This window comes from Arthrobacter sp. FW305-BF8 (genome assembly GCF_021789315.1).
GTDB lineage: Bacteria > Actinomycetota > Actinomycetes > Actinomycetales > Micrococcaceae > Arthrobacter.
Genome location: NZ_CP084562.1, coordinates 76,891 through 90,811 on the forward strand (window position 1 = coordinate 76,891; position 13,921 = coordinate 90,811).

Genomic DNA, 13,921 nt, shown 5'->3' on the forward strand with positions numbered 1-13,921 from the left:
TGGCGCACTCAGCCGGCGAGCAGCAACCATGAAATGGTGCTGACAGCAAGTTATCAGCTAGATATCTACTCTGCATCAGCACAAAACTAGCTATGGATCAAAAATGCAGTTGTTCCATAGTTGAAACAGGTGCACTATGCAGTAGAGCAGCAGTAAAGATCGCGTCGTCCCGTGTGCTATCGGAACCCTACGGACTGCAACCGCCAGATCCTCCAGGGGAATGCCGCGACTAAGGCCAGCTCCATTACGGAAGACATACTTTCCTTCTCAGCGGTAGTCCAGCAGACGTAACCTCAGCAAGGCGACTGATTTGTACAGGCTGGAAGCACAGGCGCCATCGCATCCCATCGAGCAGAGACGCTTCAGCTTCTGAACAGGGGACTGTGCAACAGATAACGACGCGCCTATAACGGTGCAATCAATCAACAAACCGACTCCCACGACGTTGTCCAAGGACCTGGGATCACCCACGCCGCCGGGCACTCTTTACCTTCGGATACGGGCCGGCAACAGTTGACCAATAACTCGGTCCAAATGCCGAATCTATGCAGCCCATAATGCAATCCCGGGATCAGGCGGGATCCAGTAATCGTCCCGCTCTTCGTCGTAGATTTGGTTTTCCGGGATAGGTGGGGTGAGGAACCTGTCCAGATAGGCGTGCCAGTTGGCGCGGTCGCGGCGGTTTCGGTTGATATGGGCCTGATAGTCGTCCATGACTCCCAGACGAATCGCCAGTTGCGTCAGACTAGCTGTAGTTGTGATCTTCCATTGCTTACCGTCGCGGTGAATCATGCCCAGGGCTGTCATTTCATTGAGGGCTTTTTTTACCGCTGTAGCGCTGATTCCCGTAATCCGAATCAGTTCTGAGCTGACAGGGGAGACACGTGCCCGCTCAATGGCCTCGTAGACAAGCGCCGCGGCGTCACCAAGCGCCCGGAATACGGGCCGGATGCCATGGATCTTTCCCCTGCGCCAGCTGAGTTCTTTTGCGATTGCCGCGTACTGATCCGGAACCTGGATCACGTACGCATCGGCTGCCCTGCCACGGGCGTCTGCAACTTTAGTCAACATCCCGTCTGATGCAGCAGCCAAAACGGGGAGCAGCCGGGCGACTGTGGTGTGGTGCTTTCCCACGGCAACGGCCAGCGAACGGCACCCTATGTCAAGCAAGTCTGTTTCTTTGGTCCGCATGTATCCCAAAATGGCCCGGATCAGCTGGCGTAGACCTAGTCCTTCCCGGCCCAAATCTTTCAAACGGTAGTCAAGGACTGCGTAAAGAACGTTTTCCAGATCGTTCACCAGCTGCTGCACCGCCGCTGGACTAGAGTTCTTTGCCCCCCCTGTGAGTAGAGGAGGGCTTGTGTTGTTAATACGGCTAGTCCTATTCGGTGCTTTGGAGCTGGGTGTTTTTTGGCTCCAGGCTTGAGCTTTGGCCCATTCGGTGGAAAGAAGCCGCTCCAGTCGTGCCGGTGAGCCGTAGAGCGCCGCCAGGCCGGGGAACTGGCCGCTGAGTTGGGACTGGACCTGCTGGAGTGACCAGCCGCATCCCGTGAAGTGCGAGAGCACGGCCATGCGGGCTTCGGAAGCGCTGGGGTAACGGGATACGTCGTATACGCCCGTGCGGGCGAGACTGCGCAAGGGGGAGTCGCTGACCGCCCCGGATGCCAGCGGTTTCCTGATGCCGCTGGCCGCAGAGCTGGCCTTGGCCTGCCGGACTTTCGTTTCCCTGTTTTTCCGTAGTTCGGGTGCGAGTGCGCTTCGTAGCGCAGTCACCACGGAGGAGGGGTTACGGCGCACCATTGCGTCGTACGCCACCGACAGGGGAGTCACGAGTGTTTGGTAGCCGCCTCGCTTATGTGGGGAGCCGGGGACACGGATGCAACCGTCCGTGACGTTCTGGTGGGGACTGGGGTCTAGGCTGGGGGCAAAGGCCGCCAGCGCTTCGACTAGTTCACGGGCCTCGCCACCTGTCAGCCGGTCCTGCAGGGGCACGTAGATGTGCCGCCCGCCGTTAGGGGAGAAGTCCTCCACGAACGCCGCGGCGCACCGATGCAGCAGTTCCCGGATTCGGGCCGCGTCTGCGTTGACGACGCCGGGGAGCGCTTTAGACGTGTCCAGGTCCAAGCACAGGGTGGCAACGGAGCCATCCGCGCCGTGTACCATCACGGCGGCGGGCCGGCGGGGCAGCGCCCCTGTGATTGTGGGAGGGTTTGTCGGCCGCGGATACTGAAAACGGGTCCCGATCCATCGGCCTGTCCTATAGGAGGGCTGTCCGGCAATCAGCGGAGCAAGCACCCAAGCCTGAGCCGGCGTGGCGTGTGGAAGAACACTCGGCCGCGTCGTTGTTGACGCGGGTGGGTAGGGCTGTACCATAGACAGCAGTTACTCCTCTCCGGAGGGTACGAAAAATCCACCCACCGGGTGGGTGTTGGAAAAAGTTCAGATCGCCGATCCGCCAAGATGAGGATCTGAACTGCATACTTAACGAAGGCCCGCCACGTGCGGGCCTTCAGTTATTAACCGGCCTTTGCGATAGGCAAAGCCTCCTGCTGCAACTGGTCAACGTCTATCGTGTCCAACCATTCGAGGACCATGTTGGTCAGGTAAGGGCCAGGCTTCTGCCCAAACAGGGCGCTGAGGAGCCGTAGCTTTCGAGCCTTTTCAGGGTCCTCGATTTGAAGGGCAACAGTCCACGGCTTTGAGCTCACCTGAGACTGCGGCACCATTGGGGGCATCGGCTTAGGCAGGTTAGGGACCATAGAGTGATTCTTGCCGTTAAAAAATAATTTAAGTGGGAGGTGAGGCGTCGGCGTGTCGCAGCCTTTACCGAGCATTCCGTCTTTGTGGCAACCAACTGGTCACATCCCCATGACGTGGTAACTGCCGTTGACGTGGATAATTTCGCCGGTGGTCGCTGGAAACCAGTATGAGAGCAGTGCAACAACGGTTTTGGTGCCTTCTTACCGGTCAGGCTGGCTGGCAGGTATTCCTCCATGTCATCACCCTCTCGTCGGTTAAGAGAATCTGTCGATATGCGGGGCCGTGTTGCGGCGCCGCTCGTTGCTCCTTCAAAAGACCAAGTAAGCGACAGACTACATACATGCTCTGCACATGTACAACCCATTGCCTGTACGCCGGCAGGCATCGGGTAACATTTTGAGTCAGCTGTCCGCCTTCTCTCTGTGGCGGTCTACACAAGGGCCGAGCTTGGCTGAAGGAGCTGTAACGATGGCAAATGGGGGCCGCAGCGTGTTTCTTACGCAACAACAGAAGAAGGAGCGGCTAGCGGATCGAATGGGCATCCTGGTGGATATCTGGGAGTCAGATAACAACACTGCGCTCACGTACCCTCACGTCGAAAGTGCTCTCTCCTCGCACGGAATCCACCTGTCGCGGACGCGCTGGTCCTATCTGATCAATGGCACTGGCAGCCTGGTGACAGATCAAGAACTCCTGAAGGGCATCGCAGAGTTCGTTTTTAAGGTGCCCGCTACTTATCTCTGCGATCTCAATAGTGAGACCCCGCCTGAGGTAGAGGCCCGCATGGACTTCCTTGTCCAGTTGCGAAAGCTCAAGGTGAAGAACTTTGCCGCCAGAAACCTCGGAGCCATGTCGCCTGAAACGCTGAGGACAATCACTGAAATCATCGATGCGTCGATGAATGAGGAAAAGAAATGACTCTCCCACCGGTTGAGGACAAGGTTCGGGAATTATGCGGCGACGGCACGACGTCAATGCCGGAAGTCCTCGAACGTCTGGCCGTAATCTGCGAGAAACCGATCAAGCTGATCGAGCAAGAGGGATCTTGGGGAACACTGACAGCTTTCAAATTGGACTTTGACGATCACTTCAAGATCTTTGTCCCTCCGCAAAACTCGAAGCAGTACAAGCTTCACTGCATCTATCACGAGCTCGGACACATATATCTGGAGAGCTTCCAAGGCCACTTGGTTCTTCCCGATTTCTCTGAAGAGATGCTGAAGGAGGCTGCCGGCGCGAAAAGCATGAGCTGCTGTTCTGTTCAGAATCATCCCGTAGAACGCTGGGTGGAGGATTTTGCATTCGCCATGTCAAAGAAGACCCGCGCGCGCAGCTCCTCCGAGACTGATCCTTTCCTCTGATAGACCATGAAACAGTTGCTCTTTGCGCTGCTGAGTGCCCTATGCCTCCTTCGGATCCCCTCGGTAGTCAAGGTGGCGGAAGCCCGAGCATCGTGGGTGGCATCGATGTTCGGTTTGGCGGCGCTTTATGTCCTGGGAACGGTTACGCCGCTGGCGTCCATCGACAGCTACCTCGGTGGCGTCAACGTGACAAACCTTCTTCAAGCCATCTTCGCGCTGTTGGCGATCTTCTTCTTCAACGACAGTGTGCGACGGTTAGCTAACGTACCAGTCAGGTGGACTTACTATGCTCCGTTGCTGAGCATTCCCATCATGATTGTCAGCTTCGCCCTCATTGAGGACAAAGGTCCAACCTCTGCGGACTTCATTGATTACCGCATGGACCAACTCGCGACTGCGACTTACAGCGGCACGTACATGTTCGCTTTGCTATTCACAGTGCTTAGGATCATCTACATGCTTCGGCACAAGGCCAGGGGCCTGTACGCAACATTCTCAGGGGGCTTGGTGGTGGTTGCGGCGGCCGTCTCGTGCCACATTGCATATGTGCTGTTGTTCCACTTCACGCCCTGGGATGCCTTCGCAGAGGCGATCGGAGCCTGGTTTGACCGTCTTTTCTATGCCGGCCTCTCGGTGACGGCTGCGGGGTGGCTGATTCTTTTCCTGTCCAAGCAGCTGCCGAGGTTGCGGCTATGGATGATCGATGCGCTTTGGCTTACTGCCCTGAGGATCCGGCTAAATGCAGGTCAGTCTCGGGTTAGTCCGGCCTGGGACCTGTTCAATGAAACGCTGGAGAATGGGGTCTACAAAAGCCTCATTGTTCTACACAACTACCAGCGGGGGAACATGTGCCCGTTCCCGAAGTCTGTTCAGGGCAGGATCAGCCAGATCGAGGCCAAGCTGGACGCGCGGGTCTAGTCTTCGGCCAGGACCGTTTTGTTGATCCAACTCGTGAGTTCGCTGGTGAAGGTGTGAGGTGACACATTCCACTCTTGGGTGTGGTGCGCCTCAGGTAAGGGAATCAGGGTGACGGTGTCGGGGTTAGCGCGTTGGAACGCCGCCGAGATTTCCCAGGGAACCTCCTGATCCGCGCTCGAGTGCAGGACCAGGGTCGGGACTGACACCCGGTTAGGTATGTCGACCCATTCAAGGGCATCGAAGTTGATCGGTTCGTCCAGCCCGAGCATCTTCGCGAATGGGGGAGCCTGCAGCAAGGACATGACAAGGCCGGCACCTACCGCGGGCACGCCGGCGGCCTCCGCTCCTGCTGTGATGGTTTTACGCCAGCTCGTGACCGGTCCTACCAGGACGACCCCGGAGATCCGGTCACGGTAGGCGCTGCGCTCCGCTGTGAGCAGGGCGATCGTCCCACCCATTGACCAGCCGGAGAGGATGATTCGCTGCGCGCCGTGAGCCACGGCGTAGGCCACGGCGCTTTCCACGTCTCGCCATTCTGTTTGACCAAGGTGGCTCGATTCGGCCTGTGGTGGGCTGACCTCCAGGTCGCTGCGGAATGAGGGCACCAAGGAGGTGAATCCCAAGGGGCTGAAGGCGTGGACGTCGCGGAACATGATCGAGCGGTCGGTCCAGCTGCCATGGATGTGGATCACCCATGTGTCCGCGTTCTTACCTTCGAATAGCCATGCCGGCGCCGCACCGTAGGCGGTGGGGATGTGTACCTCTTCAAACCGCCCGGCCACGGCGGAGGGCTCGAAGAACACGTCGGGCGTCCAGTCGACCACGGGTCCCAATGTCACCGGCCCGGACCCCGTCGGATGAATTCGACGCTCCACGAACTTTTGATCCTCGTCGATCAGGGTGACCTCGCCGACCCTGGTGTAGCGGTCGGCCGTAGGGTCGAACACGGCGAAGTCGCCGTGGGCTTTGGTGTAGTCATCCAAGTCGATGCGGACTCTGCGGCCATCATCTGTCAGCTCGGCGCGACGGTAATCCTTTGGGCCCCGTCTAACGATCTTGCGGGCCATGATGACCGCGAACCCGAATAGTGAGCCAGCGGGTACGAGGAACGCCAGGCAGGCTAGGACGCGCCGTGTCGTCAGCATCAGGTCTTCATCCTCCAGCGCCGGTCAAGGCAGAGCAACGGAACCCAAACATCGTAGCGTCCCCGCGGCCAGTGGATGCATGCATAATCTATGACCACTACAAGCGTTGCACATGTTCATTACATGCGTGTAACTTATTTTAGTGATCAAGAGGCATTGCTCTTTGACAGGCTTGTTATGACGTGCGGGTGGTCATCTGTCCCGGAGGTAGTTGATGTAAGCAGGAAGCAACTCGAACTCCACGCCATCAATATTGGCCTCATACTTCACGCGCTTGCCGCGCCGTTCGCCCGAGGGCGAGTCGGCCGTGACAGCGCCGGCGGCTTCAAGGGCTTCCAGGTGGTGTTGGAGGCTGGGCCGAGTCAGCTTCTTGTTACCGCTCAGGATGATTCCCTTCAGGATTTCGCCGGTTGTACACGGGCCCTTCTGATGCAGGTAACGCAGGATGGCCGCGTGGGCTCGGTTCCCGAGAACTTCGATGGCCGCCTCAACGTCCTGCGGGTGATTGGGCTGTATGAGGCGCGGCATGCGTCTATCTTGCCCGATTTTTTGCATGGCCCTGAGTTCTAGTGAAAAGTGTATCGCTTAATGATCATGTTTGGTCTACAGTCAGATTGGAGGCGCTACTGGGGGAGGGGCGCATAACGAAGAACCCGCTGGCAGCACACATGAAACGCAGCGGTATGTGAATCCACTGACAAAGCAAAGTGGGCTTTCTCAAAGTGTCCTGCGGTGGAGTTTGTAAGGTGACGGACCCCCGAAGGGGTTCGATTTGGGGAACTAGGAAGGTGGGACCTTTCGATGACTGAGGTGAATTTTCCAGGCGCGCGACGCTCGGACATGTATGTAGAAACGGAAGAACGGCCCGAGCCGGTAGCAGTGGCCACGAAGGCTTTGGAGGAACCCGCGGATCCGTTTGTTGAGCCGGAGGCGGCCCAGGCGGCTGATCCCGTGCAGGCTCCCAGGAAGGACGCGGATGAGGAGGATATAGAGCCGATTGGGGCCGCCAAGAGCGGTCTCAACGGCCTCCTGAATCAGCTCTTTGGAGGTTTACTCACGCTTGCTCCGTCGGCAAAAGAACTGCATGCGCGTGAACTTGAAGCATCGCGGGGCCGTTTTGAGGCTTTGATCCGGCAGTCGAGCTGGACCCGGGCTGTCGGTCTGCTGGTGGCCAATAAGAAGGGCACTGCTGGGAAGACTCCGCTATCGATCCTGCTGGGCGGGGTTCTTGCTGCGATTCGTGGCGGGTCTGTGGCAATTGTTGAAACGTCGGATGACAAGGGACAGTTGGCGTACCGGGCTGAGGGGGATCCGCAGTTGGGTATGGGGGAGTTGGTCGCGAACGTTTCCAATGTCCGCACGCAGTCGCAGCTGCGTGGCTATACGGTGACGCAGACGAGCTTTGCCTCGGTGATTGGTTCCACGCCTCAGTGGCGTCCGCCGTTGACGCGACAGAATGTGCTGGATGTGGCCTCGATCGTGGATGAGCACTTCACGATCCGAGTCATGGATACGGGCAACCAGTACAGTTCGGGCCCGTTCGGGGCAGCCGTGGACGTCGCTGACGTGCTGGTGATCCCGACGATGCTTGCCCAGGACGCCGTCTCTGAGGCACTGGAGCTGCTGGAGTTTCTTGAGCACCAGGGCCCGGAAGCGGCGAGGCTGGCCCGGACGGCCATCGTGGTGATGATGTCCGACGGTCGCCCGGAGTTCAAACCCTCCCGGCTGAAGAAGCAGTTCATGGACAAGGGCATCGCTGAGGATCACATCTACGCCGTTCCCTACGACGCGCACGTGGCTGAGCGCGGTGCGCTCACGCTCGGCAAGCTGGCCCCGGCCACCCGTCAGGCATTGACGGCCATCGCGGCCGGTGTCGTCGCCCAAACCAACCAGAACGTCTTCGCAAAGGATCAGAACCGATGAGCGTCATTCTTTCCGCCCTCGTAGAGCTCTCAACGCACGTTGACCCTTCCGCCGTCGTGCAGGCCGGTCCGGCGCCAATGATCGCTAACCCCTTCCCCGGCATCCCTGACTTCACTTCTTTGGGTGGGAAGTTCACCGAGTGGTGGCAGAAACTTTTCGCTGCGGCCTGGGGCATCGCGATCATCGTGGCGGGTCTCTACCTCGTCATCGGTTTGACCGCCATGGCCAAAGCCGACTCGAACAACCCGCATGCCCACGCTGAGGGCAAGAAGAAAGCCGTGGGGGCGGGTATTGGTCTGGGCTGTCTTGCCGGGTTTGGTGTCATCGCCGGGGCGATCCTGGCGGTGGCGGGCTGATGGTGCGTCGGAGCCCCGCCGCCGGCGGCCGCGGGCTCCCGCGTTGGGCATGGATCGTGACCGGCCTCGTCGTCGTGCTCGCTCTGGTCGGCGGCGTGAGCGCCTGGTACCAGGGGAACCCACGGCCAGGCGGACCTGCCTCTACCAGCCCTGCACCGACCGCTGGGGCTCCAGCGGTGCCGAACGGCTGCCTTGCAGGTCCTCTGAACGACGCTGATGGCCTGTTGCAGGCTCAGAGGGACGCCCCGCAGAATCAGGCCGGGGCTGTGGGCTTCGGCGCCGCAGTCCTCCGCTGGATAGCGCAGTATCCCCGGCCTAGCGCCAAGGACGGGTCCACAGTTGCGGCCGCAGTTCTTGCGAAGGGCGCCACGGGCACGATTGCTCATTTGGCAGCCAACATGGCGTCAGCCGAGACTCTGCCTGGCGTCAACTCCGGCTCACTGAACTTCTCAGAGGGCAGGTACATCGTCGAGGCAGCCACCCCAGATATGGTGCGGGTCACCGTCGGCGGCGCCGAAGTTCAAAACGGCAAACCAACTGATCAGAACATTGCTTCCACATTCACGATGGTTTGGGAATCCGGCGTCTGGAAAGTCCGCAGTGATGGATCCGAGCGGAGTCTTGATGAGCTCTTCGCCAGCGGTTCTGCCTTTGCAGGAGGGTGCTAATTCATGATGTTGCTGGTGCCTATGGAGGACGAGCCGAAACCGGGCGGCCTAGTAGGGGGTCTGGTGGACGCTGCTGTTGGGGTCGTCAAGGCTACTAAGCCTGCTGCGGATGCCGTTGGCGGGGTTGTGAGTTTTGCTTCTGATCCGTTGGGGGCGATTTTCAAGGCGACTCGTGATGGCGCCCGTGGGCTGGCGAATGATTTGCTGCCGGCGTTATCCAAAGCCACGGAGCCGGATCTGTCGGTGGACTGGTTCATCAAGGCCTATGCGATCAGCTTCGCATTGGCGATTGTGGTGTGGGGTTTCCTGCTGCTGTTCCAGTTCATCGCGGTTGCCCGGGGAGCTCTGGCCGGTCAGGAGTTCGTTGAGGTTTTGACCACGAAGACGGCGTTGTTCTTTGGCGGCGCCCTGTTCGGGCCGTTGATCGGCGTGATGTTGGTGAAGGCGCTGGGGGGTTTGTCGGAGAGCCTGATCTCGTGGGGGATTGTTTCATCGTCGGAGCGGATGCTCTCCACGATGGACTCGATGCTGAAGACGGACGCGGCTGCGTTCCCTGGCGGGGTGATCGTGGGTATCGGGTTGATGGCCTGCATGATTGTTGGCCTGTTCGTGGTGGTGATCATGCTGGCCGTGATGCTGGTGACGCTGTACTTTTCCGGGGTCATGGCACCGCTGGGCATGGTCTGGTTCACCTCGGCCAGGCACGGTTCCTTCGGCAGGAAAATTCCGCTGCTCTGGTTGGGGATTCTCGCCTGCCATCCGCTGCTGTTTTTCATGCTGGGTATCGCGTACAACATGATTGCCGCGTCCGCGTCTTGGATGAAGTGGAGCGACGGGCTGGGAACGCTGATGAACATCATCGCGTCCTTCATCGCGTTGATGATCGCCGGCCTGGCCCCGATGATGCTGATGAAGTTCGCCCCGGTCATCCCCTCGGGTGCCGGCGGTCAGAACGGCCCTTCGCTGACGCCTCCGCAGAAGGAATACGGGCCGCAGAACATGCGGGACGTGAAAGACATGAACCGGGCAGACCCTGCCGGTGGTGAACCCGGGACGCAGGGCTCCGGGTCCCAGGGTGCTGGGTCGCAGGGCTCGGGTGCAGCGTCACAGGATCCGACGGGGTCTGGGGAGGATGGGTCGCTGATCCGCAAACTCCGCGAGCTGAACGGCGGCTCCCAGGCCGATGCCGCCTCCAGCTCCGACAGCGCACCCGTAGTACCCAAGATGCCCATCGGGGGCGGGCCGCAGGCCGGGGCCGCCGCTGGTGCGGAAACCGGAGCCGGTGCCTCAGCGGCCGCGGCCGGTGGGGGCGCCGGTGGTGCGGAAGCGATGGCTGCGGCGGGTGCCGTTGAGTCCTCGAGCGGTGTTGGTGCGGCGATCGGGATTCCTACCCTCCTGGCCTCGGGTGCGATGGCGGCGGCGGAGAAGGCCAAGGACGTGGGCGAGACAGCGGCACGGCTGGGGGCGGCAGGCGGAGAGTACGCGGCCGGCGGCATGGACGACGAGACGGAACGGTACGGGGGATAAACGATGGCGACACGGTTCATTGGCGGGGAATCGGGGCACCGGAGCTTCTTCGGCGGTATCAAGTCCACCTCCCAGCTGATCGGTTTGGGCGGGTGCCTGCTGATCGGGTTCTTCGGGATGATGTTCACGGGGTGGCCCGGTCTGGTCGCCGGGGTGCTCTCCGGAGTGGTCGTCTACCTTCTTACCGCCTCGACGCACCGGGGATCCTACTGGGAGCGGCGGAAACGGCGTGCCCGGTGGAAGGAACGCCAGAAGGCCGGCACTGACCGGTTCATCCCCTACAGCACCGCCGTGTGGGACGAGGCCACCGCCCTGGCAGACCTCGCCACGTCCGGTGCCGAGAAGGCACGGATCATGGCAGCGGTCCGGTCACGTCCGGACGGAGCAGACGGGATGGGCTGGCTGGACGCAAGGACCGGGAAACCCGGAATCGCCTGGCACGCACCCGCTGGCGAGCAACCATACCTGTCGGTCGCGTTCGAGGTCTCCGGGCAGCTGCGCGGTGCAGAATCCCAGCGCAAGCAGGAGCAGGCGCAGGCCGGTTTCGGGGCTTTGCTGGCAGGGTTCGCGCCGGCGTCCAAACTGGTCAGCGGTATCCAGTCCATCACCCGGGTGCTGCCGCCGGACCTGGCCCTGAACGAGGCCTGGGTCCAGGACCACTTGGCGGCCGACGCGAACCCTGCAGCCGTCCGCTCCTACCAGGAGGTGCTGGAACGCACCGGCCGGGACACCTTCGTCCAGCGGCACCTGATTGTGGGACGCTGGCCCCTGACCCCGGACTTCTACGCCACCGCCGCCCGCTACGGTACCGGGCGGGACGGGTGGCGGCTGTTGATGGCCGCGGAGATCTCCTCCCTGGCCCGGTCCCTGCGTGCCGCGAAACTGGGCGAGGTGCGGCCGCTGACCGCACGGGCCGTCGTGGCCATGATGCTGCACCAGCAGAACCCTTCCCGGCCGCCCCTGATGGTCGCCGGAGTACGGGCCGACCGGATGGGCCTGCCGTCCCGGGACGAGTGGAACTCCACCTGGATCACCGGCACCGACCCGATCACCGGCGCCGAGGTCGTGTGGGGGCACCGGACGGCGATGATCAGCGCCGAGAACATGGAAACGGGGGAGCGGACCCCGTACTGGCTGCTGTCCCTGCTGCACAACGCCGGGTCCGGGGCGCGGACGCTCAGCTTCCAGCTCGAGACTGTCCCGGCCGACCAGGCCCGGCTGCTGGCCTCCAAAGACGTCGTGCGGGACATGGCCGCGGTGATCTCCAAGCAGAAAAAAGGCCAGCTGGTCGATCCGGCCACGGACGTGAACCTCGCCTCGGCCCGTGCCCGGGGCGCGGACCTGATGCCCGGCACCGGCCAGCACGGGGTGAACTGGGTCGGGTTCATCACCATTTCCGCCCGCACCCAGGCCGGCCTGACCGACGCCGCGCGGCGGCTGGAAGAGTCGGCCGCCACCGCGGCCGGCATCGGCAAACTCGAATGGCTGGACACCTACCAGTCCGCCGCGTCCGGGACCACCTGGCCGATCTACCGCGGCACGAAACCGGCAACACCGACCCTGGGCGCCAGGATGATGGACCAGCTGGCCGGACGCGGCGAAAAAGAAGAGAAGGTCGCCTGATGGACACCACCAAAGAAATCACCACAAACAAGCCCAGCACCGACGCACGCAGTGTCGAGGAACCGGCCGACCAAGCCATCACCGAACCTGTGAGCACGAAACCGGGTGAGGATCGTTTTCCGCTCACTCCTGGAGCAGAGGCGCCCGTGGTCGTCACAGACACAAAGGCCAAAGGCTCGTGGATCCGGCGGGTGCCGTTGTTGCGGGTGTTCGCCGCCCCGGAGATCGAACCGGCTCTGACACTGGAAGCGGGGGAGTGGCCGCCGTACGCGGAGCAGGGCACCAGACTCAGGGCCCGGGAACGGGCGGCACGGAACGGCTTCTACGCTCCCTTGTTCCAGGGCGCTCCGACGACGACCCGTCAGGCAGAGATCCTGAACACGGCTCTGATCGCGGCCCCGACCGGGGTGGAGGGCGTCGCGGCCGGCCGGGACGTGCTGTCCCAGACAGCGATCAGCAAAGACCCGATCACCGATTACAACTCCACACCAAGGCGGATCACCTCGACCAACGTCCTGGTCGTCGGCGATGTCGGGGCGGGCAAGTCCGCTTACACCAAAACGGTGTATGTCATGCGGCCGCTGATCCTGCGCCAGCGCCGGGCCGTGGTGTTCGACAAGAAAAACGAAAAAGGCGAGGGCGAGTACTCGCCCATCGTCCGGGAGTTCAACGGCGACCACATCAAATTCGCCATGGACGGGACTGGTGTTGTTTTCAACATCCTGGACCCTGCCATTTCCGGGGTGAACGATGACGGGCTGAACAACCAGCTCGTGTACCTGAACACCATCCCCGCGCTCATGCGCGACGGCCACGGACCCGACGAATGGGAACGCAAAGCCCTCCGCCTTGCCTACCGGACAATGCTGAAAAACTTCGAAGACACCCGCACCCCCACGACAGCGGACCTGCACGACCTCCTGGGCGTCATCGACCCCAAGGATCCCAGCCTGCACGGCATGAGCAACGCCACCCTGGAACAGCTGCACCGGTCCGGGATCGCCATGCGGTTCTGCTTCAACGAACTGCTGGAAACCTACGGGGCGATCTTCGACGGCGAAACCTCCGCCAGTATCCGGCTGAACCGGAAACTGACCTCGTTCGACATCTCCCAGCTGCCCGACACCGGACCGGCCATTCCCATGGTCATGGGCCTGGCGAACCTGTGGCTGCTCGGCACCGTGCGCCGCCCCGAAAACCGAGGCATCCGCACCAACGTGATCAACGAAGAGGCCGGCCACATCCTTGGCGGTCCGCTGGCGCTGCAGCAGCGGTCGAACATTAAGCTCTCCCGCGGCCTGGGCCTGTCCAACATCTACAACATCCACAAGGGCGCCACCGACGTCCCGGCAGGGTCCCCGGGCATGGCCGTCATCGAAGAAGCCCAGACCGTGCACATCTTCCGGCAGGACAAACCCGAAGCAGCGCAGTGGTGCGTCAGGACGTTCGGGCTCAACCCCGACTCCGCCAACGACATCATGGTCCTGCGCAACGGCCACCACCTCCTCAAATCCGGTGCCGACGTCCCCGAGGTCGAGATCGAGCACGTCCGCTCCGCCTGGGAAGTGGCCATGACCGACACCGACTCGGCACTGCGCGACACCGACTCCGCCTACGCAGACGTCGCCTAAACAAGGGGG

Annotated in this window: 12 protein-coding genes and 1 pseudogene; 9 read left to right on the forward strand and 4 right to left on the reverse strand. The window is 61.5% G+C overall.

Annotation, left to right across the window (positions count from 1 at the left end):
• Positions 1-543 precede the first annotated feature (543 nt).
• Together LFT45_RS22690 and LFT45_RS22695 are read right to left on the reverse strand one after the other, a co-directional pair.
• The gene (locus LFT45_RS22690) at positions 544-2,124 is read right to left on the reverse strand and encodes a replication protein (RefSeq protein WP_236809657.1); all 1,581 of its coding nucleotides are present in this window, start codon (positions 2,122-2,124) and stop codon (positions 544-546) included.
• Between the two features lie 734 nt (positions 2,125-2,858).
• Positions 2,859-2,951, reverse strand: a pseudogene (locus LFT45_RS22695) (enoyl-ACP reductase FabI); the annotation flags it as partial.
• Between the two features lie 256 nt (positions 2,952-3,207).
• On the opposite strand from LFT45_RS22695, the gene LFT45_RS22700 reads away from it, so the two are divergent.
• From LFT45_RS22700 to LFT45_RS22710, 3 genes are read left to right on the forward strand one after another with little or no spacing between them, the layout of a single operon-like run.
• Complete coding sequence (locus LFT45_RS22700; RefSeq protein WP_236809659.1) at positions 3,208-3,678, forward strand: hypothetical protein; 471 nt, start codon at positions 3,208-3,210, stop codon at positions 3,676-3,678.
• The gene (locus tag LFT45_RS22705; RefSeq protein WP_236809661.1) at positions 3,675-4,121 is read left to right on the forward strand and encodes a hypothetical protein; all 447 of its coding nucleotides are present in this window, start codon (positions 3,675-3,677) and stop codon (positions 4,119-4,121) included. Before LFT45_RS22700 ends, LFT45_RS22705 begins: the two co-directional genes overlap by 4 nt.
• A gap of 6 nt (positions 4,122-4,127) precedes the next feature.
• Positions 4,128-5,039, forward strand: a complete 912-nt coding sequence (locus LFT45_RS22710) for a hypothetical protein (protein WP_236809662.1) — start codon at positions 4,128-4,130, stop codon at positions 5,037-5,039.
• Here LFT45_RS22710 and LFT45_RS22715 read toward each other — a convergent pair.
• A complete protein-coding gene (locus LFT45_RS22715; protein WP_236809664.1) occupies positions 5,036-6,184 on the reverse strand; it encodes an alpha/beta hydrolase family protein in 1,149 nt (382 codons plus the stop codon). The genes LFT45_RS22710 and LFT45_RS22715 overlap by 4 nt on opposite strands.
• A 192-nt stretch (positions 6,185-6,376) precedes the next feature.
• Positions 6,377-6,712 carry an ArsR/SmtB family transcription factor gene (locus tag LFT45_RS22720; RefSeq protein WP_236809665.1) on the reverse strand — a complete coding sequence of 112 codons (336 nt, stop codon included), beginning with the start codon at positions 6,710-6,712 and terminating at the stop codon, positions 6,377-6,379.
• A 273-nt stretch (positions 6,713-6,985) separates the two neighbouring features.
• On the opposite strand from LFT45_RS22720, the gene LFT45_RS22725 reads away from it, so the two are divergent.
• The 6 genes from LFT45_RS22725 (at position 6,986) to LFT45_RS22750 (ending at position 13,912) form a co-directional block, all read left to right on the forward strand.
• Positions 6,986-8,107 (forward strand): MinD/ParA family ATP-binding protein, encoded by a 1,122-nt coding sequence (locus LFT45_RS22725; RefSeq protein WP_236809666.1) that lies wholly within the window; start codon positions 6,986-6,988, stop codon positions 8,105-8,107.
• Positions 8,104-8,463 carry a pilin gene (locus LFT45_RS22730; RefSeq protein WP_236809667.1) on the forward strand — a complete coding sequence of 120 codons (360 nt, stop codon included), beginning with the start codon at positions 8,104-8,106 and terminating at the stop codon, positions 8,461-8,463. The genes LFT45_RS22725 and LFT45_RS22730 overlap by 4 nt, the downstream gene beginning before the upstream one ends.
• Positions 8,464-8,849: 386 nt before the next feature.
• On the forward strand, positions 8,850-9,131 hold the full coding sequence (locus tag LFT45_RS22735; protein ID WP_236809668.1) for a hypothetical protein: 282 nt from the start codon (positions 8,850-8,852) through the stop codon (positions 9,129-9,131).
• Between the two features lie 243 nt (positions 9,132-9,374).
• Positions 9,375-10,658 carry a hypothetical protein gene (locus LFT45_RS22740; protein ID WP_236809669.1) on the forward strand — a complete coding sequence of 428 codons (1,284 nt, stop codon included), beginning with the start codon at positions 9,375-9,377 and terminating at the stop codon, positions 10,656-10,658.
• Positions 10,659-10,661: 3 nt separating this feature from the next.
• On the forward strand, positions 10,662-12,281 hold the full coding sequence (locus LFT45_RS22745) for a hypothetical protein (protein ID WP_236809670.1): 1,620 nt from the start codon (positions 10,662-10,664) through the stop codon (positions 12,279-12,281).
• Positions 12,281-13,912 carry an ATP/GTP-binding protein gene (locus tag LFT45_RS22750; RefSeq protein WP_236809671.1) on the forward strand — a complete coding sequence of 544 codons (1,632 nt, stop codon included), beginning with the start codon at positions 12,281-12,283 and terminating at the stop codon, positions 13,910-13,912. Before LFT45_RS22745 ends, LFT45_RS22750 begins: the two co-directional genes overlap by 1 nt.
• The last annotated feature ends 9 nt before the right edge of the window (positions 13,913-13,921 follow it).